At 63.5% G+C, this 26,193-nt stretch carries 23 protein-coding genes and 1 tRNA gene; 13 read left to right on the plus strand and 11 right to left on the minus strand.

What is annotated here, in order from left to right; genetic code table 11:
• Together ACNFG0_RS03410 and ACNFG0_RS03415 are read left to right on the plus strand one after the other, a co-directional pair.
• Positions 1–77: transfer RNA gene (locus ACNFG0_RS03410), tRNA-Ile, on the plus strand.
• A 285-nt stretch (positions 78–362) separates the two neighbouring features.
• Entirely contained in the window at positions 363–1,484 is a 1,122-nt protein-coding gene (locus ACNFG0_RS03415) for a Fic family protein (protein WP_416764013.1), read from the plus strand.
• Positions 1,485–1,611: 127 nt separating this feature from the next.
• Here ACNFG0_RS03415 and ACNFG0_RS03420 read toward each other — a convergent pair whose 3' ends face one another.
• Positions 1,612–2,472 carry a hypothetical protein gene (locus ACNFG0_RS03420; protein WP_416764014.1) on the minus strand — a complete coding sequence of 287 codons (861 nt, stop codon included), beginning with the start codon at positions 2,470–2,472 and terminating at the stop codon, positions 1,612–1,614.
• On the opposite strand from ACNFG0_RS03420, the gene ACNFG0_RS03425 reads away from it, so the two are divergent.
• The 10 genes from ACNFG0_RS03425 (at position 2,471) to ACNFG0_RS03470 (ending at position 13,428) form a co-directional block, all read left to right on the plus strand.
• Complete coding sequence (locus ACNFG0_RS03425) at positions 2,471–2,932, plus strand: Lrp/AsnC family transcriptional regulator (protein WP_084856216.1); 462 nt, start codon at positions 2,471–2,473, stop codon at positions 2,930–2,932. The two genes, ACNFG0_RS03420 and ACNFG0_RS03425, sit on opposite strands and share 2 nt — an antisense overlap.
• 183 nt (positions 2,933–3,115) lie before the next feature.
• Positions 3,116–4,798: a flavin monoamine oxidase family protein gene (locus ACNFG0_RS03430; protein WP_416764015.1), complete on the plus strand. Its 1,683-nt coding sequence runs from the start codon at positions 3,116–3,118 to the stop codon at positions 4,796–4,798.
• Positions 4,799–4,813: 15 nt separating this feature from the next.
• Positions 4,814–5,608 (plus strand): carbon-nitrogen hydrolase family protein, encoded by a 795-nt coding sequence (locus ACNFG0_RS03435; protein WP_416764016.1) that lies wholly within the window; start codon positions 4,814–4,816, stop codon positions 5,606–5,608.
• 179 nt (positions 5,609–5,787) lie between these two features.
• Complete coding sequence (gene pqqF / locus ACNFG0_RS03440; protein WP_416764017.1) at positions 5,788–8,094, plus strand: pyrroloquinoline quinone biosynthesis protein PqqF; 2,307 nt, start codon at positions 5,788–5,790, stop codon at positions 8,092–8,094.
• 169 nt (positions 8,095–8,263) lie between these two features.
• Complete coding sequence (gene pqqA / locus ACNFG0_RS03445) at positions 8,264–8,335, plus strand: pyrroloquinoline quinone precursor peptide PqqA (RefSeq protein ID WP_008365141.1); 72 nt, start codon at positions 8,264–8,266, stop codon at positions 8,333–8,335.
• A gap of 76 nt (positions 8,336–8,411) precedes the next feature.
• Entirely contained in the window at positions 8,412–9,323 is a 912-nt protein-coding gene (pqqB, locus tag ACNFG0_RS03450; protein WP_196155675.1) for a pyrroloquinoline quinone biosynthesis protein PqqB, read from the plus strand.
• A gap of 147 nt (positions 9,324–9,470) precedes the next feature.
• The gene (gene pqqC, locus ACNFG0_RS03455) at positions 9,471–10,226 is read left to right on the plus strand and encodes a pyrroloquinoline-quinone synthase PqqC (protein WP_196144005.1); all 756 of its coding nucleotides are present in this window, start codon (positions 9,471–9,473) and stop codon (positions 10,224–10,226) included.
• Positions 10,223–10,498 carry a pyrroloquinoline quinone biosynthesis peptide chaperone PqqD gene (gene pqqD, locus ACNFG0_RS03460; protein WP_196155674.1) on the plus strand — a complete coding sequence of 92 codons (276 nt, stop codon included), beginning with the start codon at positions 10,223–10,225 and terminating at the stop codon, positions 10,496–10,498. Before pqqC ends, pqqD begins: the two co-directional genes overlap by 4 nt.
• A complete protein-coding gene (gene pqqE, locus ACNFG0_RS03465; RefSeq protein WP_416764018.1) occupies positions 10,470–11,630 on the plus strand; it encodes a pyrroloquinoline quinone biosynthesis protein PqqE in 1,161 nt (386 codons plus the stop codon). Before pqqD ends, pqqE begins: the two co-directional genes overlap by 29 nt.
• Positions 11,596–13,428: a S9 family peptidase gene (locus tag ACNFG0_RS03470; protein ID WP_416764019.1), complete on the plus strand. Its 1,833-nt coding sequence runs from the start codon at positions 11,596–11,598 to the stop codon at positions 13,426–13,428. Before pqqE ends, ACNFG0_RS03470 begins: the two co-directional genes overlap by 35 nt.
• Positions 13,429–13,507: 79 nt before the next feature.
• Here the strand turns inward: ACNFG0_RS03470 and ACNFG0_RS03475 are convergent, their stop codons facing one another.
• On the minus strand, positions 13,508–13,666 hold the full coding sequence (locus tag ACNFG0_RS03475) for a YqaE/Pmp3 family membrane protein (protein WP_009681539.1): 159 nt from the start codon (positions 13,664–13,666) through the stop codon (positions 13,508–13,510).
• Positions 13,667–13,831: 165 nt separating this feature from the next.
• Positions 13,832–15,109: an aspartate aminotransferase family protein gene (locus ACNFG0_RS03480; RefSeq protein WP_416764020.1), complete on the minus strand. Its 1,278-nt coding sequence runs from the start codon at positions 15,107–15,109 to the stop codon at positions 13,832–13,834.
• 201 nt (positions 15,110–15,310) lie between these two features.
• Between ACNFG0_RS03480 and ACNFG0_RS03485 the strand changes: the two genes are divergently transcribed.
• Positions 15,311–16,234 (plus strand): LysR family transcriptional regulator, encoded by a 924-nt coding sequence (locus tag ACNFG0_RS03485; protein ID WP_196144001.1) that lies wholly within the window; start codon positions 15,311–15,313, stop codon positions 16,232–16,234.
• 320 nt (positions 16,235–16,554) lie between these two features.
• On the opposite strand, the gene ACNFG0_RS03490 is transcribed toward ACNFG0_RS03485, so the two are convergent.
• The 8 genes from ACNFG0_RS03490 to bioF all read right to left on the minus strand — a co-directional run bounded on the left by ACNFG0_RS03490 (position 16,555) and on the right by bioF (position 26,193).
• Positions 16,555–18,333 carry an acyl-CoA dehydrogenase C-terminal domain-containing protein gene (locus tag ACNFG0_RS03490; protein WP_416764021.1) on the minus strand — a complete coding sequence of 593 codons (1,779 nt, stop codon included), beginning with the start codon at positions 18,331–18,333 and terminating at the stop codon, positions 16,555–16,557.
• Between the two features lie 123 nt (positions 18,334–18,456).
• Positions 18,457–19,740: a sensor domain-containing diguanylate cyclase gene (locus ACNFG0_RS03495; protein WP_196155670.1), complete on the minus strand. Its 1,284-nt coding sequence runs from the start codon at positions 19,738–19,740 to the stop codon at positions 18,457–18,459.
• Positions 19,741–20,080: 340 nt separating this feature from the next.
• On the minus strand, positions 20,081–21,886 hold the full coding sequence (locus ACNFG0_RS03500; protein WP_196143998.1) for a phenylacyl-CoA dehydrogenase: 1,806 nt from the start codon (positions 21,884–21,886) through the stop codon (positions 20,081–20,083).
• Between the two features lie 468 nt (positions 21,887–22,354).
• Positions 22,355–22,651, minus strand: coding sequence for a pyrroloquinoline quinone biosynthesis protein PqqE (locus ACNFG0_RS03505; protein WP_416764022.1), 297 nt, complete (start codon positions 22,649–22,651; stop codon positions 22,355–22,357).
• 146 nt (positions 22,652–22,797) lie between these two features.
• Positions 22,798–23,478 (minus strand): dethiobiotin synthase, encoded by a 681-nt coding sequence (bioD, locus tag ACNFG0_RS03510; protein WP_196143996.1) that lies wholly within the window; start codon positions 23,476–23,478, stop codon positions 22,798–22,800.
• Position 23,479: 1 nt separating this feature from the next.
• The gene (bioC, locus tag ACNFG0_RS03515) at positions 23,480–24,304 is read right to left on the minus strand and encodes a malonyl-ACP O-methyltransferase BioC (protein WP_196143995.1); all 825 of its coding nucleotides are present in this window, start codon (positions 24,302–24,304) and stop codon (positions 23,480–23,482) included.
• Positions 24,297–25,028, minus strand: a complete 732-nt coding sequence (locus ACNFG0_RS03520; RefSeq protein ID WP_196143994.1) for an alpha/beta fold hydrolase — start codon at positions 25,026–25,028, stop codon at positions 24,297–24,299. The genes bioC and ACNFG0_RS03520 overlap by 8 nt, the downstream gene beginning before the upstream one ends.
• Positions 25,021–26,193, minus strand: coding sequence for an 8-amino-7-oxononanoate synthase (gene bioF, locus ACNFG0_RS03525; protein ID WP_196165803.1), 1,173 nt, complete (start codon positions 26,191–26,193; stop codon positions 25,021–25,023). The genes ACNFG0_RS03520 and bioF overlap by 8 nt, the downstream gene beginning before the upstream one ends.

The raw sequence follows: 26,193 nt of genomic DNA on the forward strand, positions 1-26,193 counted from the left end.
GGGCCTATAGCTCAGTTGGTTAGAGCAGAGGACTCATAATCCTTTGGTCCACGGTTCGAGTCCGTGTGGGCCCACCAACCTTAAAGCCGCGCTAATGCGCGGCTTTGCCGTTTTTGCGGCCTCACATTTACGCGGATATAGCCTTTTCACAAACGGGCAAGCATCCACAATGTGTCCACGGCGGCCCGCGATCAAGCTCAAGTCAAAACGCATTCGCCGACGAAGAAAGACAACAGAGTCCTATCATCCGGAAAGCCAAACGATCGGGCTTCAAATTAGACAGTGAGCCGATTAGCCGGCATTATCGGCTCATCATATGAGCCGAATAGGCTCGCTAATCGGCTCACAGACGAAGCCCCCTTATGAACGACCCGCTCTGGATCTGGCAACGGCCCGACTGGCCACACTTCAGCTGGCAAGCAGAAGCGCTTGCACCGCTGCTGCGCGCTTGCGCTCAGGTCCAGGGACGCTTGTTAGGCATGCTCGACGCGGTGGGAGGCGACACCGAAGTGCAGAGCAGCCTGGACACCATGCTGCAAAACATCGTCACCTCTTCAGCCATCGAGGGTGAGCAACTGAATGTCGGCTCGGTGCGTTCATCACTGGCACGGCGCTTAGGGCTGAACGAAGAAGGCCGCACTACCTCACGCTCCGAAGGCTTGGCGGAACTGCTGTTCGACGCCACCTTTGCGTATCAACAACCGCTAGACGAACAGCGACTGTTCACATGGCACCGTTGGCTATTCCCCAGCGATGACCAACTGCTGACACGACCATTACACATCGGCGCACTGCGCGGCGAAGAGCCCATGCAGGTGGTTTCCGGTCGAATCGACCGCCCTACCGTCCATTTCGAAGCCCCTCCCCGCGCAGGACTGGAAACGCAACTGGCCGACTTTCTTGCCTGGTTCGAGGGCAGCCGCAGCGATGCCACCCTGGACCCCTTTCTGCGCGCCGGCATCGCTCATTTCTGGTTCGTTACCCTGCACCCCTTCGATGACGGCAATGGTCGCCTCACGCGCGCCATTACCGACCTGGCATTGGCTCAGGGCGAACAGCAGACCATTCGTTTCTACACCATGTCCTCGAGCATCCTCGACGACCGTGCCGGTTATTACCGCATCCTCGAAGCCAGCCAGAAAGGCGCCCTGGACATCACCGCGTGGCTGCAATGGTTTCTTGCGACGTTGTTCAACAGTCTGGAGCAAGCCCTTGCTCGAATAGATCGGGTACTGGTGAAAGCGCGCTTCTGGCAGGCACATCGCAACCAAGCGCTATCGGCAGAGCAAGTCAAAGTGCTCAACCGCCTACTCGATGGCGGCGAACGGGGTTTCGAGAACGGCATCAGCGCCGCTCAATACCAAACCGTGGCCAAGGTATCCAAAGCCACCGCGACCCGTCACCTGAGCGACCTACTGGAAAAGGGTTGCATTGAGCGACTGCCTGGTGGCGGGCGAAGTACGCGTTACCAGATAGCGCGCTGAATACCTGGGCCGAGCTCATCAATGGCCTGCGTACTCCCGCCGATCTGAAGCGCGCCAAACCCTTAATCGAGCGTAGTTATCTAGAACACTAAGTGCGAGCGCTTGCGCTTCAGCCACGACTTATAAATCAGAATCTCAGACGCAACACTGTCCGCCACAGATTCTTGAGCGCCGAACGAATATGCTTATCCCAATTCCGCTCCCACCAGATGTCTTCATTACGTACGACCGTTTCTAAATCACTACCGGTCACACATGCCGCATGCTGACGAAACATCATCGGAAACGCACAGTGTTGCTTGACCTTCTTCTTGATCATCACATCCACCGGCTGGCCGTCATAAGGCGCCTGCGCGACGATCTGGCAGCCCTCTCGGGAAAGAATATAGGCATGCAACGCCACGACGCGACCACGCGCGATGAAAGGAAACCAAGTCAGCCAGATCGAGCCCATGCTGTAGCCTAGGTGCAATGCCTGAAATCTACGGGTGCGCAGGAAGCAGTTGATCCAGCGGACCTGACGGGCCTTCAAGGCATAGGGCTTTACATCATCCTCGAAAATGAGGACGCGCTCCAGGCCCTCGTCCAGGGCCCGTTGCGCAAGCTGCTGGTGCGATTCGTAACAACCACGCTGCGGGTCCTGGTTTTTCTCGACGAGATGGAAGATGACAGGATTATCGATGAGTGCGGAAACGGTTTTCTCGAACAATTCACGTCGATCATTACGCGCTTTCAGCGAGATGCAATAAACCGCATCGACATCAAAATGCACCTTGCTCACTACGGCCCCTTTCAATCTCGTTCCTGCCACCTCAATGTGGCAAGCATTGGCTGCATGATACTGGGGACATGCAATATCACAAAGAATCAAAGGCACCTCGACAACAAAACTCAACCAAGCGCCATTACCAGATGCCACCACCACCGCGCGCTTGCTAGCCAGTCGAGCGACAGATAGTCTGGCGGACCCAATGCCGAGACCCACCATGTCCGACATCCGCCCCATCGCCCTCGACGAAATCGACCGCCAGTTGATCGCCCTGCTGCAGATCAACGCGCGCGAAAGCGTCGCCACCCTCGCCCGTCAATTGGGCATCGCCCGCACGACCGTGAACTCGCGCCTCGAGCGCCTGGAAAAGAGCAAGGTCATCACCGGTTATGGCGTGCGCCTGGGTCAGCGCCTGATCGGCGGCGGCCTGCAAGCGTATGTGGGCATCAAGGCACAACCTCGCTCGGGTAAAGACATCGTGCGCCGGCTTACCGCCATGGGGCAGGTGCAGCAGTTGTGTGCGGTCAGCGGCGAATTCGACTACGTCGCCTGGCTGAGCAGCGACTCGCCGGAGCAACTGGACCAACTGCTCGATCAGATCGGCAGCCTGGAAGGGGTGGAGAAGACCACCACCTCCATCATTCTCAGCAGCAAGGTAGACCGCGGGCAGCCGGGCTGAGTTTGACGCGCAGGCTCATGGCGGTCGTCAATCTGTACAGGAGACCGAACATTTAGACGACTCTCCACACACAACGACACCACTCTGCACCTTAATTACGAACACCCCACTCCCTAAAATGGCCTCCAGGCATTTCCTATACTCAGGCTCCGCCCCCTGCGCAGCCCCTGGCAAGGTCATCACATGAACAAGAACAACCGCCATCCCGCCGACGGCAAGAAACCCATCACCATCTTCGGCCCGGACTTCCCCTTCGCCTTCGATGACTGGCTGGAGCACCCCGCCGGCCTGGGCAGCATCCCGGCCGAGCGCCACGGTGAGGAGGTCGCTATCGTCGGTGGCGGCATCGCGGGCCTGGTGGCGGCCTACGAGTTGATGAAGCTGGGCCTCAAGCCCGTGGTGTACGAGGCCTCGAAGCTGGGCGGGCGCCTGCGTTCGCAGCCGTTCAACGGCACCGACGGCATCGTCGCCGAGCTGGGCGGCATGCGTTTCCCGGTCTCGTCCACAGCCTTCTACCACTATGTCGACAAGCTGGGCCTTGAGACCAAGCCATTCCCCAACCCGCTGACGCCAGCTTCGGGCAGCACCGTGATCGACCTAGAAGGCCAGACCTACTACGCCGAGAAGATCTCCGACCTGCCGGCGCTGTTCCAGGAAGTGGCCGATGCCTGGGCCGATGCCCTGGAGAGCGGCGCCCAGTTCGGCGATATCCAGCAGGCCATCCGCGACCGCGACGTGCCGCGCCTCAAGGAGCTGTGGAACACCCTGGTACCGCTGTGGGATGACCGCACCTTCTACGACTTCGTCGCTACCTCGCGCTCGTTCGCCAAGCTGAGCTTCCAGCACCGTGAAGTGTTCGGCCAGGTGGGTTTCGGCACCGGCGGCTGGGACTCGGACTTCCCCAACTCGATGCTGGAAATCTTCCGTGTGGTGATGACCAACTGCGACGACCACCAGCACCTGGTCGTCGGCGGCGTGGAGCAGGTGCCGCAGGGTATCTGGCGCCACGTGCCGGAACGCTGCGCCCACTGGCCGGCCGGCACCAGCCTCAGCTCGCTGCACGGCGGCGCACCACGTGCCGGGGTCAAGCGCATCCACCGCGCCAGCGACGGCAGCCTGGCGGTCACCGACAACTGGGGTGACACCCGCCACTATGCAGCCGTGCTCGCCACCTGCCAGACTTGGCTGCTGACCACCCAGATCGACTGCGAGGAGTCGCTGTTCTCGCAAAAGATGTGGATGGCCCTGGACCGCACCCGCTACATGCAGTCGTCCAAGACCTTCGTCATGGTCGACCGGCCGTTCTGGAAGGACAAGGACCCGGAAACCGGCCGCGACCTGATGAGCATGACGCTCACCGATCGCCTGACCCGCGGCACCTACCTGTTCGACAACGGCGACGATAAGCCTGGCGTCATCTGCCTGTCCTACGCCTGGATGAGCGACGCCCTGAAAATGCTGCCGCACCCAACCGAGAAACGCGTGCAGCTGGCCCTCGACGCCCTGAAGAAGATCTACCCGAAGACCGATATCGCCGGCCATATCATCGGCGACCCGATCACCATCTCCTGGGAAGCCGACCCGTACTTCCTCGGCGCCTTCAAGGGCGCACTGCCAGGGCACTACCGCTACAACCAGCGCATGTACGCGCATTTCATGCAGCAGGACATGCCGGCCGAGCAGCGCGGCATCTTCATCGCCGGCGACGATGTGTCCTGGACGCCGGCCTGGGTGGAAGGGGCAGTGCAGACTTCGCTCAACGCGGTGTGGGGTATCATGAACCACTTCGGTGGCAAGACCCACCCGGAGAACCCAGGCCCAGGTGACGTCTTCCACGAGATCGGGCCGATCGCCCTGCCCGACTGAAGACAAGGAGGCACCATGCGCATCGCTCTCTACCAGGGCACGCCCAGGCCACTGGACGTCGCCGGCAACCTTGAGCGCCTGCACCAGCAGGCCCAGCTGGCAGCCGGCCGCGGCGCGCAGTTGCTGGTATGCCCGGAGATGTTCCTGACCGGCTACAACATTGGCTTGCAAGCCGTGCAACGCCTGGCCGAGGCCGATGATGGCGCGTCGGCCATGGAGGTGGTGAAAATCGCCCAGGCCAACCGCATCGCTATCGTCTACGGCTACCCCGAACGGGCCGAGGATGGCGCGATCTACAACAGCGTGCAGTTGATCGACGCCCAGGGTCGCAGCCTGTGCAACTACCGCAAGACTCACCTGTTCGGCGACTTGGACCGTGCCATGTTCAGCCCCGGTCCCGACCACTTCCCGGTGGTCGAATTGGGCGGCTGGAAGCTCGGCATGCTGATCTGCTACGACATCGAGTTCCCGGAAAACGCGCGTCGCCTGGCCCTGGCCGGCGCCGAGCTTATTCTGGTGCCGACCGCGAACATGGAGCCCTACGATTTCATCTGCCAGGTCACCGTGCGGGCACGGGCGCAGGAGAACCAGTGCTACCTGGTGTACGCCAACTATTGTGGCGCTGAGGGTGAAATCCGGTATTGCGGGCAGAGCAGCATCGTCGGGCCGGATGGGGACGTGTTGGCGCTGGCTGAGCGAGATGAGAACGTGCTGCTGGCGGAGCTGGATCGAGAGCGGGTAGTGCGCGGGCGCGCGGCGTTTCCCTACCTGACGGATCTGCGGCAAGAGCTGCATTCGCGTAACGGGTGAGATCGATCCGGGCCGCTATGCGGCCCAATCGCGGGGCAAGCCCGCTCCCACAACGGGTAGCAATCTCTGTAGGAAACCCGGGCCGCTGGGCCGCCCAATCGCGGGGCAAGCCCGGACGCAATCCGTGTGGGAGCGGGCTTGTCCCGCGATTGGGCCGACAAATGCGTTAGCATTACCCCATGCCAGACACCACCCGCCACCTCACCCTCGCCAACGGCTTGCAGCTCACCCTGCGCCATGCCCCGCGCCTCAAGCGCGCAGCAGCAGCACTGCGGGTGCATGCCGGCAGCCATGACGCCCCAGCCAGGTGGCCTGGTCTGGCGCATTTCCTGGAGCACCTGTTCTTCCTCGGCAACGCCCGTTACCCCCTGGAAGACGGCCTGATGCGCTACGTTCAGGGCTTGGGCGGCCAGGTCAACGCCAGCACCCGTGAACGCACCACCGATTTCTTCTTCGAAGTCCCGCCCGCCGCACTGGCAGGAGGGTTGGAGCGCCTCTGCCAGATGCTCGCCGAGCCCGACCTGGGTATCGAACGCCAGCACCGTGAGCGGGAAGTGATCCATGCGGAGTTCATCGCCTGGTCACGCAGCCCCGAGGCCCAGCAGCAGTTCGCCCTGCTTCAGCGTGTATCCGCCCATCATCCGTTGCGCGGTTTCCAAGCTGGCAACCGGTATACCTTGCCTATCCAGGACCCGGCGTTTCAACAGGCGCTTGGACAGTTCCACCAGACGTACTACCAGGGCGGCCAGATAATCCTGAGCCTGTGCGGCCCACAACCGCTGGACGAATTGCAGGTATTGGGCACTCGTTTCGGGGGGCTGTTTCCAAGCGGCAAGCGCGCAATGGCAGCACCTGCACCACCCCTGCTCGAGGAGCCGCTGGGCGAGCCGGTGGCGTTAAACGGAAGATGGGTCCTGCTGTTCGCCCATGAGGGCCTGCCACAGCCAGCCGAGCAGGCTTTAGAACTGTTGCACGCCTGCCTCAGCGACAATCGCGCCGGCGGCTGGCTGGGCTACTTGCGCGGGCAAGGCTGGCTACGGAGCTTCAAGGCCGAGTCCCTGTACGCCCATGCCGGTCAACTGCTCTGGGCCCTGTACCTGCAACTGAGCGAAAACGCCCCACCTGAGCAGATCCAAGCTTCGTTGCACGGCTGGCTAGGCTTCCTGCGCAAGGCAGATCCGCAGGGCTTGAACGAGCTGTTCGCTCGCCTGCAATCCACCCGCGAACAAGCGGCCAGCGCCCTGCAGCTGGCGCGTCGGGACAGCATGAACCTGCCTTTCCAAGGGCTGGACGAACGAGGCTTGCAGGCATTCAGCGCATTGCTGCACAGCCTTCCAGCAATCGCGCACGGTCAATGGCAACTCCCTCCCGCCGAGCCGTTGTTCCAGCCCGCCCTTATCCAGCATGAGGAGGTACCGTTGCCCACGGGGCTGGCCATCAGTACCAGCCTGCCCGCATCGCGCCGGTTCGCCGCGCTCTACTTGCGATGGCATGTGTCGCCGACTGCAAGCCGGCGCTTGCAGCCGGTGCTCATGGACAGGCTACGGCCATTGATCGAACGCGCCGAACGCGCTTCAGTACAACTGGGCTTCACTGCCATTGGCAATCGTTGGCAGCTCACTTGCGCAGGGCTGCAGGATGCCGTGGTGCATACGCTCGATGAAGCCCTGCCGCTGCTGGAGGCCGCCGCGATGAATCCCCATGCGCTGCCCTGCGCGCCGGAGCCCAAGCTGATCCCGATCCGCATGCTCCTCAAGGCCTTGCCCGAGATCGTTCAGGACATGACCCAGCCCGCCCCTGCAAAAGCGCATCTGCCGGGCGAGGTATGGCAAATCGCTCGTCGGTACGGGTTACTGGTGGGCTTCGACAAGGCTGCACAGTCGGCCTTGGGAGCGACCTTGAAAACATTGCCGGGCCTGCCGAGCAACCCTGCATCCCCCAAACCCTTCAAGGGTCGCACGTGGCAGCGAATAGAGGCCCACGGCAATGAACACGCTCTGCTGCTGTTCTGCCCCGTGCCCGCGCCATCGCAAGCCGCAGGCCGGCTGCTCGCCCATCTGCTGCAAGGGCCCTTCTACCAACGCCTGCGCGTCGAGCTGCAGCTCGGTTACGCCGTGTTCAGCGCCTTTCGTCAGGTCGAAGGGGTCGGCGGTCTGCTCTTCGGCGTTCAGTCACCCAGCGCCAGCCACGGGCAGATCCTTGGCCATCTGCTGCAACTGATGGCAGAGGCACTGCCGTTGGCCACCGAAGCGCGCCAGGCGCTGGCCACGCAATTCGAGGAAAGCGCCATGGACAACGCCGAGGTCGCCGAATGGGCATGGCAGACATACCTGGCGACACAAACCGATGACCTAGATCTCACGCGGCGGTCTATCCTGAACACAACGCAAGCACAGCTGGATGGCCTCCGGCACGCCCTGCTCGCGGCCGAGCATGGCTGGCTGTGCCTGGCCAATGGCCCGGCACCCGATGAGCGCTGGCACTGATACTCCTAGGGATTGTTACGGAGACTGCAATGGCACTTTTCGAATAATTAACCTTTCAGTACAAATTTTTCTTGTAAGATAGCGCAATCTCAGCCAATGGAACCTCCTTCGACAGGCGGCGCCAAACAAGTAGCTGACCAACCCAACCCCATCCGGAAGGAGAACGCCCATGTGGACCAAACCTGCATACACTGACCTGCGTATCGGCTTCGAAGTCACCATGTACTTCGCCAGCCGCTGATTACCGCTGCGCTTCAACGCCTCGGTTCGCCGGGGCGTTTTCGTTTTCTGCATACGGCTTTGCACAGAGAGGGGCCATGTACATCCAGATCCTCGGTTCCGCCGCCGGCGGCGGTTTTCCCCAGTGGAACTGCAACTGCGTCAACTGCAAGGGCTATCGCGACGGCACCCTGCGCGCCACGGCACGTACCCAGTCGTCCATTGCCCTGTCCGACGACGGTGAGCACTGGGTCCTGTGCAACGCCTCGCCCGACATCCGCGCACAGCTGCAGGCCTTCGCGCCCATGCAGCCGGCCCGCGCCCTGCGCGATAGCGGCATCGATGCGATCGTTCTGCTCGACAGCCAGATCGACCACACCACTGGCCTGCTCAGTCTGCGTGAAGGCTGCCCGCACCAGGTCTGGTGCACCGACATGGTCCACCAGGACCTGACCACCGGCTTCCCGCTGTTCAACATGCTCAGCCACTGGAACGGCGGCCTGGTGTGGAACCGTATCGAGCTGCAAGGCAGCTTCGTCATCCCAGCCTGCCCGAACCTCAGGTTCACCCCGTTCCCCCTGCGCAGCGCCGCACCGCCCTATTCGCCGCACCGCTTCGACCCGCACCCGGGCGACAACCTTGGCCTGCTGGTGGAAGACCTGCGTACCGGCGGCAAGCTGTTCTACGCCCCGGGCCTGGGCCAGGTCGACGACAGCCTGCTGCAGATGATGCAGGACGCCGACTGCCTGCTGGTCGACGGCACGCTGTGGGAGGATGATGAAATGCAGCGTCGGGGCGTTGGTACCCGTACCGGTCGCGAGATGGGCCACCTGGCGCAGAATGGCCCAGGCGGCATGCTTGAGGTGCTGGATGGCTTCCCCCGCCAGCGCAAGGTGCTCATCCACATCAACAACACCAACCCGATCCTCGACGAAGCGTCGCCCGAGCGGGCCGAAGTGCAGCGCCGGGGCGTCGAAGTCGCCTACGACGGCATGAGTATCGAGTTGTAAGGGTACTGCCCGCCCCCTTGTAGGAGCGGCCTCGTGCCGCGACAGGGCCAGCCCCGGCAAAACGCCGGAACAGGGCAAGGGCTTCGCCCTTGATCGCGGGGGCAAGCCCACGCCTACAGAGACCTCGCCATAACAGGAGTCCGCTGAATGAGCGATGCACTGCCAATGTCCCCTGCCGAATTCGAGCAGGCCCTGCGCGCCAAGGGCGCCTATTACCACATCCACCACCCCTACCACGTGGCGATGTACGAAGGCCGCGCCACCCGCGAGCAAATCCAGGGCTGGGTGGCCAACCGCTTCTACTATCAGGTCAACATTCCAATGAAAGACGCCGCGATCCTGGCCAACTGCCCGGACCGTGAAGTGCGTCGCGAGTGGATCCAGCGCCTGCTCGATCACGATGGCGCCCCGGGCGAGGACGGTGGCATTGAGGCCTGGCTGCGCCTGGGCCAAGCCGTCGGCCTGGACCCGGAGCAGCTGCGCTCCCAGGAGCTGGTGCTGCCAGGCGTGCGTTTTGCCGTGGACGCCTACGTCAACTTCGCCCGCCGCGCCAGCTGGCAGGAAGCTGCCAGCAGCTCGCTGACCGAACTGTTCGCCCCGCAGATCCACCAGTCGCGCCTGGACAGCTGGCCCCAGCACTACCCCTGGATCGACCCAGCCGGCTACGAATACTTCCGCACCCGCCTGGGCCAGGCCCGGCGTGATGTCGAGCACGGCCTGGCGATCACCCTGCAGCATTACACCACCCGCCAGGGCCAGGAGCGTATGCTGGAGATCCTGCAGTTCAAGCTGGATATCCTGTGGACCATGCTCGACGCCATGACCATGGCCTATGAACTGAACCGCCCGCCCTACCATACCGTCACCGGCGAGCGCGCCTGGCACAAGGGGATCGCCCTATGAGTTTTGACCGTCAACAGGTGCCGAACTGGCGCCCGGGCTATCGTTTCCAGTATGAGCCGGCGCAGAAGGGGCATGTATTGCTCTACCCCGAGGGCATGATCAAGCTCAATGAAAGCGCCGGCCTGATCGGTGCGTTGATCGATGGCCAGCGCGACGTGGCAGCGATCATCGCCGAACTGGAGCGCCAGTTCCCCGGTGTCCCGGAAGTAGCCGACGACATCGAGCAGTTCATGGAGGTGGCCCGTGCCGAACACTGGATCGTCCTCGCCTGACGTGCCGGCCAAGCCCGAGGTGGGCTTGCCGCTGTGGTTGCTGGCCGAGCTGACCTATCGCTGCCCGCTGCAATGCCCGTACTGTTCCAACCCACTGGACTTCGCCGCCCAAGGCCAGGAGCTGTCCACCGAACAGTGGTTCCAGGTGATGGCACAGGCCCGCGAGCTGGGCGCTGCCCAGCTGGGCTTTTCCGGCGGTGAGCCGCTGGTGCGCCAGGACCTGGCCGAGCTGATCGGCGAGGCGCGACGCCTCGGCTACTACACCAACCTGATCACCTCCGGCATCGGCCTGACCGAGCAGAAGATCGCCACGTTCAAGCACGCGGGCCTGGACCACATCCAGATCAGCTTCCAGGCCAGCGACGAGCAGGTGAACAACCTGCTGGCCGGCTCGAAGAAAGCCTTCGCCCAGAAGCTTGAGATGGCGCGGGCGGTGAAAGCCCACGGCTACCCGATGGTGCTGAACTTCGTCACCCATCGGCACAACATCGACAAGATCGACCGCATCATCGAGCTGTGCATCGCCCTGGAAGCCGATTTCGTCGAGCTTGCCACCTGCCAGTTCTACGGTTGGGCACACCTCAACCGCCTGGGATTGCTGCCTACCCGTACACAACTGGAACGGGCCGAGCGCATCACCAACGAATACCGCGAAAAGCTCAAGGCGGCCGGCAACCCCTGCAAGCTGATTTTCGTCACGCCGGATTACTACGAGGAGCGTCCCAAGGCCTGCATGAACGGCTGGGGCAGCCTGTTCCTCACCATCACCCCCGACGGTACTGCCCTGCCCTGCCACGGCGCACGCCAGCTGCCGGTGCAGTTTCCCAATGTGCGCGAACATGACCTGCGGCACATCTGGTATGACTCCTTCGGCTTCAACCGCTTCCGCGGCTACGACTGGATGCCCGAGCCGTGCCGCTCGTGCGACGAAAAGGAAAAGGACTTCGGCGGCTGCCGCTGCCAGGCCTTCATGCTCACCGGCGATGCCAGCAATGCCGACCCGGTGTGCGCCAAGTCGGCCGACCACGGCATCATCCTCAAGGCCCGCGACGAGGCCGAAACCGCCCAGCAGACCATCGAAGAGATGACCTTCCGCAATGAGCGCAACTCCCATGTCATTGCCCGAGGCTGATTTCAGCGCGGCCCAGGCTGTGGCCGCCGGTACCGACTTCGCCGAACTCAAGGTCGGCGCCGCCGGCCTGTTCTGGAACGAGTTCCGCCCCGCCGATGGCGCCTGCCGCATCTGGCACTGGCGCAACGAACAGGCTCATTGCCTGACGCCCGACGGGTTCAGTGCGCGCAGCCGGGTCTATGAATATGGCGGCGGCAGCTTCTGCCTTGGCGGCGATGGGCTGGTGTTCGTCAACGAAACCGACCAGCAGCTGTATACCCAGGCCCTCGACGGCTCAGCGCCACGTTCGCTGACCCAGGCTTCGCAGTGCCGCTATGGCGATGTGCTGTGGCATGAGGGCTGGGTGTTCGCGGTGGAGGAAACCCATGCCGACCAGGTGGAGCACCGGCTGGTCGCGATCAGCGCCGGGGGCCGGGAGGTATTGGCCGAAGGCGCGGATTTCTATGCCTCGCCCACCCTCAGCGACGATGGTCGGCGCCTGGCCTGGATCGAATGGGACCGCCCCGCGCAGCCCTGGACCGCCACGCGTCTGATGTATCAGGAGCGCAACCGCCAAGGTGGCTGGGGCCCGGCCCGCTGCATCGCTGGCGATGGAGGCCGGCAGGCGTCCTTGCAGCAACCGCGCTTCGCCCCCCAGGGCAGGCTCTATTGCCTGTCCGACCGCAACGGCTATTGGCAACCCTGGGGTGAGCTCGACGGCACCTGGCAGCCCTTGCCAGCCGCAGTTGCGGATCATGCAGCGGCGCCTTGGCAACTGGGCGCGAGCACTTGGCTGGCGCTCGGGCCGAACGCGTACCTTGCCAGTTGGTTCGAGGACGGTTTCGGGCTGTTGGGGTTGCGCAGCGAGGGCCAGCAGGTTCAGCGCCTGGGCAAGGACTACACGCGTTTTCGTAGCCTGGCCTTGGATGAGCGGCACGTCTATGCCGTCGCCGCCTCGCCAGTGAATCCACCGGCTGTCATCGCCTTCGACCGGCAGACCGGGCACGCCCGAGTCTTGGCCGGCGGTGGCCTACCGCTCCCAGTCGCGCGGGTCAGCCGCCCGCGCCCGATTCGCTACCCCAGCGGTGATGGCGAGGCCCATGGTTTCTATTACCCGGCCAGAGGCCATGAGGGGCCATCACCGCTGGTCGTATTCATCCATGGCGGCCCGACCTCGGCCTGCTACCCCGTCTTCGATCCGCGCATCCAATACTGGACCCAGCGCGGCTTCGCCGTGGCCGACCTCAACTACCGTGGCAGCAGCGGTTATGGCCGTGCCTACCGTCAAGCCTTGCACTTGCGCTGGGGCGAACTCGATGTGCAGGACGCCTGCGCCGCTGTCGATCACCTGGCCGGGTTAGGCCTGGTCGACCCGCACAAGGCGTTCATCCGGGGTGGCAGCGCCGGCGGCTATACCACCTTGTGCGCCCTGGCCTTTCATGACGTGTTCCGCGCTGGCGCCAGCCTCTACGGCGTCAGTGACCCGGTGGCCCTGGGCCGGGCCACCCACAAGTTCGAAGGCGACTACCTGGACTGGCTGATCGGCGACCCCGAGCGTGACGTCGAGCGCTACCGGCAACGCACGCCCTTGCTGCATGCCGGGCGGATCAAGGCGCCGGTGATCTTCTTCCAGGGCGAGTTGGATGCCGTGGTGGTACCGGAGCAGACCCGCGCCATGCTCGACGCGCTCAAAGCCAACGGCGTCGAGGCCGAGGGGCATTTCTATGCCGGTGAGCGGCATGGGTTTCGCCAGGCAAGGCACCTGGCCCATGCATTGGAAGAAGAATGGAAATTCTATTGCCGAGTGTTGAGCAAATAGCCGTCCCTACAGCTATTTCGCAAAATTCTGTAGGAGCGGCCTTGCGCCGCGAAAGGGCCGCAACGCGGCCCCCGCAGTCTCAGCGCTTGGCGATGATATAGACCGCATGCACGATGCCAGGAATGTAGCCGAGCAAGGTCAGCAGGATGTTCAGCCAGAACGCACCGCCGAACCCCACCTGGAGGAACACGCCCAGCGGCGGAAGAATGATGGCGATGATGATACGAATGAAATCCATGCGATGCTCTCCTTGATAGGTTTCACAAGAGACTAGCCGCACTGGCCAAGGGTTCCACAGCCAAATCGCAGACAAAAAAACGCCCCGGGCCAAAAACTGCTGGCCAAGGGCGATGCGCAGGAACGCGAGACGGTTCGTTGAAATTCGTTACGCCGCGGCGGCCATTCAGGCCGATACCTCGCGACGATTGTGTTGCTGGGCGTGTAGACGGGCGAAAGCCCGGGCCAGGCGCAGGAGCATCTCGTCGATGTTGCCCTTGCTCACGGTCAGTGCCGGGGAGAATCGCACCACATCCGCCTGCGGTGCATTGAGCAACAAGCCCTCCTGCAACGCGGCTTCGACCAGTTCTCTGGCCAGCTCGTCGCGCAGTTGCAAGGCCCACAGCAGCCCCTGGCCACGCACCTCGCCCTGGCCATACCGGCCAGCCAGGCGGCTGAGGCCTTCACGCAGGTGGCGACCGCTGTCCTGCACGTGCTCGAAGAAACCTGGCTCCAGCACGGTCTTGAGCACCGCCAGGCCAGCAGCGCTCATCAATGCATTACCGTGGTGGCTCCCCTCCAGTTCGCCAGGCTCTGCGCAGCACGCCGTGCCACGGGCCAGCAGGGCCGCCAGCGGCACGCCACCGCCCAGGCCTTTGCCCAAGGTGATGATGTCGGCGCGCACGCCGTAGGTCTGTTCGGCGAGCAAGGCGCCACAACGACCGATGCCGGTCTGCACCTCATCGAGGATCAACAGAATGCCCAGTTCGCGGCACAGCTGCTCGACACCCTTGAGGTATTCGACCGTGGCCGGGATCACGCCGGCCTCGCCCTGGATCGGCTCGAGCATGATCGCCACGGTGCGCGAATCCACCGCCGCGTGCAGGGCTGCCAAGTCATTGAACGGCACCTTGCTGAACCCCGGCAGGCCGGGCTCGCAGCGGTTGCACGGCAGCGGGTCGGAGGCCGACAACGCGCCCAGGCTACGGCCATGGCAGGCCTGGCTGGCCGTGATGATGTGATAGGCGCCGTTGCGGTGCAGTTGGCCCCATTTGCGCGCCAGCTTGATTGCGCCCTCGCAGGCTTCGGCACCGCTGTTGAGCAGGTAGGCCTGGTCGCTGCCCGTGCTCTGGCACAGCCGGTCCACGAGGGTCAGCAGGCCACGGCTATGGAAACCCGCGCCCGGGTTGACCAGCGCCTGGGCTTGGTTGGCCAAGGCCTTGACCAGCACGCTGGGGCTATGGCCCAGGCTGTTGACCGCACAACCCTGGGTGAAGTCCAGGTAGGCGCGCCCCTGGTCATCCCACAACCAAGAGCCCTGCCCCCGGACGAATACCTGCGGTGCCCGCTCCGCGCTTGGCATCAGCCGCTCGCGAGACACGGACGCTATCAGCGGCTCGCTGACGGACGCGCGTTTGGGCTCGGCGACCACAGGGGCCGATCGGCGCAGGTTGAACAGGTTCATTGGGGCTCCAGCCATGCACGGTAGAAGGCAGCCAAGGCTTCTGGAAAATGTTTATTTTGCCTGGCCTATCAAAAGTCTTTTTCCTGGCGGGTAACAATAGGCTCAAAGGTTGCTGTAAGCCGCCGGAATACAGCGATAGACTAGGCCTGTCGCGGGTTCGCGGCCATTTGGTTTTTCCAGCATTTTCGATAAGTGGATCTTATGGATTTTCGTCAGTTGCGTTATTTCGTCGCGGTGTACGAAGAAGGCCATGTAGGCCGGGCCGCCGAACGCCTGTCACTGTCCCAACCCGCATTGTCCCAACAGATCCGCCAGCTTGAGCACAGCCTCGACCTGAACCTGTTCGAGCGCAGCAACAAGCGCCTGTTGCCCACCCTGGCCGCCCATACCCTGTACAACCATGCCTTGCCATTGCTCGATGGCCTGCAACGTGCCCACGAGGCCATGCGCAACTTCAAGGGCCAAGCCCTGCGTACCTTGGCCATCGGCGTCATGCGTACCCTGCGTCCAAGCCTGGTACCGCAGCTGCTCGAACGGGTGCGCAAGGCCCAGCCGCACCTGGTGGTGCAGATCTACGAATTGTCGGGGATGGAAATCGAACGGCGCCTGCTCAATGGCAGCCTGGATATCGGAATCAGCTACCTGCCGCCCCGCCAACCTGGCTTGCATGGCCTGTTGCTGTATGAAGATGAGCTCCAGCTGGTCATCCCCAATACCCACCCGCTGAAGGATTTCAAGAAGGTCTCGGTACGCCAGGCGGCGGAGTTGCCCATGCTGATGCTGGGCGAGGAGTTCCAGATGCGCCAGATCTGGCAGGCGCAGTTGGCCAACCTGGGGCGCAGGCCGCAGGTGGAGGCAGAAATGAACAATATGGCGGGGATTCTCGACAGCCTGGCGCACACCGCGCTGGCGACCATCCTACCCGGGCGGGCCAAGGATGCTACAGAAGATGACCAGACACTGCTGTGGAAGCCCTTGAGCGAACCGCGTGTGCCGTTGAAGGTTGGCTTGGTATTCCGCGATGCCCAGCGCCAGCAGGCCTCGGTGGAGTTGCTGCGCACATTGCTGGAAGAAGAGGCCGATGTGCGCCAGCCCGGCATGTCACCCTTGGACGTGCTTGGCTGAAAAATACGCACACAAAGAAAACCCCGCCTAAGCGGGGTTTTCCAGACTGTTTCCCTTCAACATCCTTATCACCCCGCCATCCTGGCAGGAATCCTACGTGTCCTTTGTTCTGTCCTTTGCGCTTCCTGCGCTACGTCCATGTGAGAAAGATTAACTGTGGATCCAATCTTAGGAAAGAGGAAAAACGCCGTCACGTCGTGTAGGAGATAGCTTACAAAGCGACACTGGAATGTGACTTTTTATTAATAGCTGCCCACAAAAAAGCCCGCTCCTACACAACCGCCAAGGTCTTGTAGGAACGGGCTTGCGCCCCAGCCGGGTCAGAACTGCGCGGCGTCGAGCAGGTACAACGTCTCGCTGCCCGCTTTGACCGAAGCCACCAGCGAACCCACCCGCGGCAAGAGGCGAGCGAAATAGAAGCGTGCAGTGCCCAGCTTGGCGGCGTAGAACGCTTCGTCGCCCTCACCTGCCCGCGCAGCGCGGGCCATCAGGGCCCACATGTAGGCGTAGGCGACGTAACCGAAGGCATGCAGGTATTCCACCGACGCCGCCCCGATTTCGTTGGGGTTGCCCTTGGCTTGCTCCAGTACCCATTCAGTCAGCCCGTCGAGTTGCTCGAGCGATGCGGCCAGCGGGGTGGTGAACTCGCCCAACTCCGCATCGGCGCTGGCAATGAACTGACGGATCTCGTCGGAGAACAGGCGGTAGAACGCACCGCCACTGCCCACCACCTTGCGACCCATCAGGTCCAGGGCCTGGATGCCGTTGGTGCCTTCGTAGATCTGGGTGATGCGCACATCACGTACCAACTGTTCCTGGCCCCACTCGCGGATGTAGCCATGGCCGCCGAATACCTGCTGGCCGTGCACCGTGCACTCAAGGCCCAGATCGGTGAGGAACGCCTTGGCCACAGGCGTCAGCAGTGCCACCAGGTCCTCGCTGCGCTTGCGCGTCGTGGCGTCTTCGCTGTACTTGGCGCTGTCCAGCTGCATGGCCACGTAGGTGGAAAACGCACGACCGCCTTCGATCAGCGCTTTCATGGTCAGCAACATGCGGCGCACATCGGGGTGGACGATGATCGGATCGGCCGCCTTGTCCTTGGCCTGGGGCCCGGTGGGCGCACGGCTCTGCAAGCGCTCGCGGGCGTATTCCACAGCGTTCTGGTAGGAACGCTCGGCCGAGGCCAGGCCCTGGATACCGACCCCCAGGCGCTCGTAGTTCATCATGGTGAACATCGCCGCCAGGCCCTTGTTCGCCTCGCCCACCAAGTAGCCGGTGGCACCGTCGAAGTTCATCACGCAGGTCGCCGAGGCCTGGATGCCCATCTTGTGCTCGATCGACCCGCAATTGGCCGGGTTACGCGCCCCCAGGCTGCCGTCCTCGTTGACCAGGAACTTCGGCACCAGGAACAGCGATATACCCTTGGGGCCAGCCGGTGCGTCTGGCAGCTTGGCCAGCACCAGGTGGATGATGTTCTCGGTCAGGTCGTGCTCGCCGCCGGTGATGAAGATCTTGGTGCCGCTGACCTTGTAGCTGCCATCCGCCTGAGGCTCGGCCTTGGTGCGGATGATCCCCAGGTCGGTGCCGGCATGGGGCTCGGTCAGGCACATGGAGCCGGCCCAGACCCCGGCGTACATGTTGGGCAGGTATTTTTCCTTCAGCGCTTCGCTGGCGTGGGCGTTGATCGACAGGCAAGCCCCTGCGGTCAGCATCGGGTACAGGCCGAAGGCCAGACTCGAGGCGTTGATCATTTCCTCGACTTGGGCCGAGATGGCTTTTGGCATGCCCATGCCACCGAACAGCGGGTCACCTCCCACACCCACCCAGCCACCTTCGGCGTAGGTCTTGTAGGCATCGATGAAGCCTGCCGGCGTGCGCACAGCGCCGTTATCCCAATGGCAGCCCTCTTCGTCGCCGCTGCGGCTCAGCGGAGCGATGGTCTTGCCGGTGACCTTGCCCGCCTCTTCCAGCACGGCCATGGCGGTCTCTTCATCGACAGCTTCGGCCAGGGCAGGCAATTGCTGCCAGAGCTTGGCCACCTCGAAGACTTCATTCAATACGAAACGCATATCGCGCAGGGGCGCTTTGTAGTCAGCCATGACAACCTCTCGCTATCAGGGTCGGGGCGATCCGGCAGGACCGCGGCACTAGATGAAAACGAGTGTACCCGAACAACGTTTGTGAGACATAGGGTCATCACGCGACCAATCAGTCAATCCTGGTCACGCCGTACGTACCGCACCACGCCTGGAATGCTCGCCGAACACCACGACACAGTTACGTCCCGCGCCCTTGGCGCTGTAGAGCGCTTGGTCGGCAGACTTGAGCACATCGTCCGGCGTGCGATGGGCCATCTGGCGCTCGGCGACGCCGATACTGATGGTCACCGAAACCGTATTGCCCGACGCCCCGGCACGGCGCTGCCTTCCTGCCGAGTCGTCTTGTGGGCGGTTGCTTCGGTCACGCAGCTGGATGGCATAGTTGGCGATCATCTCGCGCACGGCCTCCAAGTGCGGCGTGCATTCTTCGGCGGTCTTGCCGGCGAACACCAGGGCGAATTCCTCACCACCGTAGCGATAGGCACGCCCACCCCCGGTCACCCTGCCCAGCCGGCTGGCCACCAGACGAAGCACCTGGTCACCAACATCGTGCCCATGGGTGTCGTTGAATTTCTTGAAGTGGTCCACGTCGGTCATGGCGATCACATAGTTGCGCCCCAGCCGCTGCAGGCGCTCGTTCAGCGCGCGACGGCCCGGCAGGCCCGTCAGCTCATCGCGAAACGCCATCTGGTAGGCCTCGTGGGACACCGCTGCGGCGATCATCAACATCACCTGGCTGCACATGATGTTGAGGGTGAACGGCAGGATGAAGGTCTTGGGCAGCATCCAGAAGATGCCCAGCAGGCCGATGATCTGCGCCGCATGCAACGGCCTCGGCTGGCGCAGGTACTGCACCACCAGGAGAATGAACATGCCCAGGAACACCGGGTACGCCAGTTGGACAAGGCTCATCCATTGCCCATGCAGCGAAGGCCAGCGAATCTCGGCCAGCCACCCCAGCAGAGCATCTGGGTAGCTCTGCTCCAGCGCCAGCGCCACGCTGCCCACCGCGAACAGGACCGCGAAACGCGCCAACAGGTCCTGGGCCAGGTGGGTGCGCTCCTGCCAGGCCGCGTACAGGCCGAACAATGCGGGCAGCAGCAGGCAGACCATGTGGAACACCACCGCCGCGTCCTCGCGCACCTTGCCGTTATCGCGGTAGAAGTCGGTCTGTGTATCGAGCAGGAAATAGGCGATATACACAGTGACCATCAAAAACAGCTCGCGCTGCCTTCGATACACCGCGCAATAGGCACCGCCCAGCAATAGCACCAGGGTAGGCAGGACGTTGAACAGTGATGTGAAGAACACATTGAGGTCCTTCACATAGGCCGCCGCCAATCCCCCCAGCAACAGAAACAACGAGGGCAGGAAGTGGCTCGCGCGTACAGCGGATAGACGAAACAAAAGGCAATCTCCGACCCGGCAGATCAATAATGGCATTGTGCCTTCAGTTCATCGGCAGCGCACATGAATAGATGAATATGCGCATCGGTAAGGAGCTGACGGGCGGGCCAACTCGCCCCCAGAACCACCATTTGATTTTGCGTCTCCCCTGTAGGAGCGGGCTCGTCCCGCGATTGGGCCGGGCCCGATATCACCGTCGCCTGGCAAGGGCTTCGCCCTTGATCGCGGGACAAGCCCGCTCCTACAGGGGGAGGGCAGCACAGTTCGCAGGGCTGGCTTTTCTCCCACAAAAAAACCGCCTGCCGATGAGGGCAGGCGGTTTCTTGTGCAGCCGGGCGGTTTAGCAGGACAGGCCGAAGTCTTCTTCCTTCATCGCCATCAGGTTGTCGGCACCGGACAGGATCGCGGCCACATGGGCGCGGGTGCGCGGCAGGATGCGCTGGAAGTAGAAGCGCGCGGTCTGCAGCTTGGCGGTGTAGAACGCTTCTTCGTTGGTACCGGCGGCCAATTTTTCCGCAGCCAGGCGGGCGATATCGGCCCAGAAGTAGGCCAGGCAGGCATAGCCGGAGTACATCAGGTAATCCACCGAAGCGGCACCGACTTCCTCACGGTCTTTCATCGCCGCCATGCCGATCTTCATGGTCAGCTCGCCCCACTCCTTGTTCAGGGCGGCCAGCGGCGTGACGAACTCCTGCACGGCTTCGTTGCCTTCTTGGGCCTGGCAGAACTTGTGGACGATCTTGGTGAAGCCCTTGAGCGCCTCGCCCTGGGTCATCAGCACCTTGCGGCCGAGCAGGTCCAGGGCCTGAATGCCGGTGGTGCCTTCGTACAGCATGGAAATACGGCTGTCGCGCACGTTCTGCTCCATGCCCCACTCGGCGATGAAGCCGTGACCGCCGTAGATCTGTACGCCGTGGTTGGCCGCTTCGAAACCGACTTCGGTCATGAACGCCTTGGCGATCGGGGTCAGGAACGCCAGCAGGGCGTCGGCCTTCTTGCGCTCTTCTTCGTCCTGGCTGTACTTGACGATGTCCACCTGCTTGGCGGTGAAGTACACCATCGCGCGATTACCTTCGGCGAAGGCCTTCATGGTCAGCAGCATGCGACGCACGTCCGGATGGACGATGATCGGGTCAGCGGCCTTGTCCGGTGCTTTCGGGCCAGTCAGGGAGCGCATCTGCAGGCGCTCACGGGCGTACTTCAGGCCACCCTGGAAGGCGACTTCGGCGTGGGCCAAGCCCTGCAGCGCGGTACCCAGGCGAGCGGTGTTCATGAAGGTGAACATGCAGTTCAGGCCCTTGTTGGCCGGGCCGATCAGGTAGCCGGTGGCGCCGTCGAAGTTCATCACGCAGGTGGCGTTGCCGTGGATGCCCATCTTGTGTTCGATGGAGCCGCAGCTCACGCCGTTACGCTCGCCTACGCCGCCTTCGGCGTTGGGCAGGAACTTCGGCACGATGAACAGCGAGATACCCTTGGTGCCAGCCGGTGCATCCGGCAGGCGGGCCAGGACGATATGGACGATGTTGGCGGCCATGTCGTGCTCGCCGGCAGAAATGAAGATCTTGGTGCCCGACACTTTGTAGCTGCCGTCGGCCTGTGGCTCGGCCTTGGTGCGCAGCATGCCCAGATCGGTACCGCAATGCGGTTCGGTCAGGCACATGGTGCCGGTCCATTCGCCGGATACCAGCTTGGTCAGGTAGGTGTGCTGCTGCTCGGGCGTGCCGTGGGCCGAAATGGTGTTCATCGCGCCATGGGACAGGCCTGGGTACATGCCCCACGACCAGTTCGCTTCGCCGACCATTTCGCTCAGGGCCAAGCCCAGCGACTCCGGCAGGCCCTGGCCGCCGTGCTCGACATCATGGGCCAGGCTCGGCCAGCCACCTTCGACGAACTGCTCGTAGGCTTCCTTGAAACCGGTCGGGGTCTTCACGCCCGACTCGCTCCAGGTGCAGCCTTCCTGGTCGCCGACACGGTTCAGCGGGGCCAGTACCTGTTCACAGAACTTCGCGCCTTCCTCGAGGATCGCGTCGACCATGTCAGGCGTGGCGTCCTGGCAACCCGGCAGGCTCTGATAGTGCGCCTCGTAGCCGAGCAGCTCGTCGCGAACGAAGCGAATATCACGCAAGGGGGCTTTGTAATCAGGCATAGCGATGAACCTCTGTGATGAGTCCGGTGGAAAGACCGCGGGCACCGACCAGCTCTTGGCGGCTTTGCGTCAAACAGTTGTTTGAAACTTACGTTTAGCTCAGGCCAATGTCAAGGAGGGACTATGGTGTCATTTTTGCCGCGAAACATGGCATAACCGCCATTGGTGTCGTAGGGGTTGGGATGGGTGGTGCCTGTGAGATCGAGCGCCGCCCGCGCGGCGCATCGCGAGCTGCGCTCGCTACGTTTGTTTACGGCCAGTAACGCCTGTGACAGGCGCGCGCGACCGCCTGGTTCGTACGACACGAAATTGCGTCAGGCGCCAAAGCGTCCGCGCGAAAATCTCGCAGGATGGATTGGCTCGAAACAAACGTAGCGAGCGCAGCTCGCGATGCGCCGCGCGGGCGGCGCGCGATCTCACGAACACCGAAGCTCTTATGAAGGACGCCTTCACCCTACCGCAGAGATTTCAGGCGTAGGTATCGATGAACTGCCCGAGCATGTCGTCCGAAGCTTTGGCGACTTTCACGCCCAGCTCGACCTGATGCTTGCCTAGGGCCATCTCGACATTGCTGGTCGCCAGGTCCATCTGCTGACTGCGGTCGACTGCCCGCAGGCGCTCGGCCTGGTAGTCGCTGGACTGGCTGGTAGCGGCACGCTCGACGGTGCCGTTGGCGATTTGACTGGCGGCCTGGTCGACACGGTGCTGCCCGGCCTGGATGGCGCCAAGACCTGCGTGATAGGCAGTGCTACCGGTGATTTCCATGTCAGGACTCCAAAAAGTCAGGATGAAGAGCAGGCTTCATTAAAGCAGCCACTGCAGCAAAAGGCCCGTTTAAATCGCCAATGGCCTTATGCCACTCAATAGCTTGTGGCCATCGGCGCGTCATACGCCCATCGCAGAATGTAGCCCTAATCCAGCAAATCCAGCTGCAAGTGCTCCGCCACCGCCTCGGCCGTGGCCTGCTTGAGCCGCGGTACCCTACCCAGACAGGGCGCCGGCAGGCGCTCGGCCAGGCTGGCGAGGTTCTCCTCCAGGCGCGAGGTCCGCGGGTCGACGATATTGGCCACCCAACCGGCCAGCTGCAGCCCATCGCGGGCGATCGCCTCGGCGCTGAGCAGGGCATGGTTGATGCAACCCAGGCGTACGCCCACCACCAGAATCACCGGCAGCTTCAAGGCAATGGCCAGGTCCGACAGATTGGCATGGCCGGACAACGGCACCCGCCAGCCACCGGCGCCCTCCACCAAGGTGAAATCGGCGCCTTGGTCCAGCACATGACGCATGGCGCCCAGCAACGTCGAGACCTGCAGGCTCACGCCCGCCTCTCGGGCCGCCACATGGGGGGCGATGGCCGGCTCGAAGGCGAACGGGTTGACCTGCTCGTAGGGCAATTTCACCGAGCTCTGGTCGATCAGCGCCAGGGCATCGGCATTGCGCAGCCCCTTGGCCGTCATCGTGCAACCCGAGGCGACCGGCTTGGCCCCCAGCGTGCTCAGCCCCTGGGACAGCGCCGCGTGTAGCAACCCGGCGGCGATGGTGGTCTTGCCGACGTCGGTGTCGGTACCGGCGATGAAATAAGCCTGGCCCATGTCACACCTCGCCTGCGAGCGGTTTGCGCAAGATGCCATACACCACCTGGTAGGTGGCCGGCAGGCCCTGCGGCTGGCGGAAGCCTTCATAGGCCTGCAACAAGCCTTGCATGCGCGCGCGCCCGGTCAGCCCGGATGGCCGCCCTGGGTTGAGGTTGTGCGCGCCGAGGGCTTTGAGCTCATGGGTCAGGCTGCGCACATCGGGGTAATACAGCACATGGGGGCGCCGCTGCAGGCCAAGCACCTGCAACCTGCTCTCGCCGCACAGCCGCTGGTAGTCTTCGAAGCGCCGGAAGCGGTTGACGTGCACCAGCCCATCCACCGCCTGCCAACTGGCGCGCAACTCTTCGAGCGTGCCGACACACAGGCTGCTGAAAGCCAGCACACCGCCTGGCCGCAGCACGCGCCATGCCTCACCCAGCACGCTGGCGAACTGGCTGCACCATTGCACCGCCAGGCTGGAGAACACCAGGTCGACACTGTCATCGCGCAGCGGCAGCCGCTCGGCATCGCCGGCCACATGGTGGCGCGCGCCACCGTGTTCGCGGGCATGGCGCAGCATGCCTTCGGCGATGTCCACCGCTACGCCGGCGCTCCCCTTGAATCGCTCGGCCAGTGCCCGGCTGAAGTGCCCTGTGCCACTGCCCAGGTCAAGCCAGCGCTCAGCTTGCAGGCCTGTCGGCAACTGCTCGAACAGGGCCATGCCCACCGCACGCTGCAGGGCCGCCACGCTGTCATAGCTGGCCGCGGCGCGGGAAAACGAGGCCGCCACCTGGCGCTTGTCCGGCAACGTGCCGGGCAGGGTCGGACGGGAAAGGTCAGTCATCGCCACTCTCATGCAGGAAACTCTTGATGCCCGCCGCCAGCTCCTGCGGGTATTCCAGCAGGAACGCGTGGGAACTGTCTTCGACCAGGCCGACTTCCACGTCCGGCAGCAGTTCGCTCAGGGCCTTGGCTGCTTGCGCCGGTACCAGCGCGTCGCTGCCGGCGAACAGATGCAGCTGAGGCCCACCGTATTGCTCCAGGGCATTGCGAGTATCGAGCTTGGCCAGGACTTCGAGGCCTGTGGCCAGGTACAACGGGTCGGTGTCGGGCACGCCGACGCCCAGTTGCCGCAACAAGGTACGCGGCATTTGTGCGCCTTCGCTGCACAGGGTGCGAAAGCGCTTGAGGGTCACCTGGGGGTGGCTGCGACAACCGTCGAGAAAGGTGCCGAAGGTGTCCACTGCCATGCCATGGGGCCAATCCGGACGCTGCACGAAACTGGGGTTGCTGGCCAACGTCAGCAGGCCACAGCAATGGTCGCCGCGCTTGTGCGCCAGTGCGCTGGCAAGCATGCCGCCGAACGACCAGCCGCCCAGCCAGCTGTCGGTGGGCAGCGTGCGGTCGAGGCGCTCGAGCCAAGCCTGGACATCGCCGTCGGCGAGCTCCGGCAATGGCCTGAGTTCGACCTGCAGGCGCGGGTCCTGCGCGCGCAGGCTCGCGGCCAGTGGTTCCAGCGAAGCAGTTCCCAGGCCCCAGCCCGGCAGAAGGATCAATCGGTTACGCATCGGCGGACTCCAGCAAGGGGTAACACTCGGCCAATGCATTCAACAATAGCTGGACCTGGGCCTCGCTGTGCGCCGCGCTCAGGGTCACGCGCAAACGCGCGCTGCCGGCAGGCACGGTTGGTGGGCGGATGGCCGTGACCAGCAGGCCCCGCTCGCGCAGCATGCGTGACAGTTGCAGGGCGCGCGCGCTGTTGCCGATCAGGATCGGTTGGATCGCGGTCGGGCTGTCCATCAGTTCCAGGCCGATCTGCGCAGCGCCCCGACGGAACTGGCGGATCAGCGCCTCGAGGTGTTCGCGGCGCCAGCGCTCGCGGCGCAGCAGCTCCAGGCTCTTGAGCGTGGCGCAGGCCAGCGCTGGCGGCTGGCTGGTGGTATAGATGTAGGGCCTGGCGAATTGTACCAACGCCTCGATCAGCTCTTCGCTACCGGCGACGAAGGCACCTGCAGTGCCGCAGGCCTTGCCAAGGGTGCCGATCAATACGGGTACGTCTTCCACGCCCAGGCCGAAGTGCTCGACGATACCGCCGCCATTGGCTCCGAGCGTACCCAGGCCATGGGCGTCATCGACCATCAGCCAGGCATCGCGCGTGCGCGCAGCTTGCGCCAACGCCGGCAGGTCGGCCAGGTCACCATCCATGCTGAACACGCCATCGGTGACCACCAGCGTATTGCCGGTGGCCTTGGCCAGGCGGCTGGCCAGGCTGGCCGGGTCGTTGTGCAGGTAGCGACTGAAGCGCGCACCACTGAGCAAGCCGCCATCGAGCAGCGAGGCATGGTTGAGACGGTCTTGCAACACGGTATCGCCCTGCCCGACCAACGCCGTGATGGCGCCGAGGTTGGCCATATAGCCTGTGGAAAACAACAGCGCGCGCGGACGCCCGGTCAACTCGGCCAGGGCTTCTTCCACGGCATGGTGCGCAGTGCTGTGGCCGATCACCAGGTGCGAAGCGCCGCCGCCAACGCCCCAGCGTTCGGCGCCAGCGCGCCAGGCGGCGACCACCTCGGGGTGGTTGGCCAGGCCCAGGTAGTCGTTGCTGCAGAAGGCCAGCAGCGCCTGGCCGTCGACCACCACCTCCGGGCCCTGTGGGGTTTCCAGTAGCGGCCGCTGCCGGTACAGGTCCGCGGCGCGCCGTTCGGCCAGGCGGGCCGTCAGGTCAAAGGCCAT

The sequence above is a fragment of the Pseudomonas sp. NY15372 genome (assembly GCF_048068215.1).
Taxonomy (GTDB): domain Bacteria; phylum Pseudomonadota; class Gammaproteobacteria; order Pseudomonadales; family Pseudomonadaceae; genus Aquipseudomonas; species Aquipseudomonas guariconensis_A.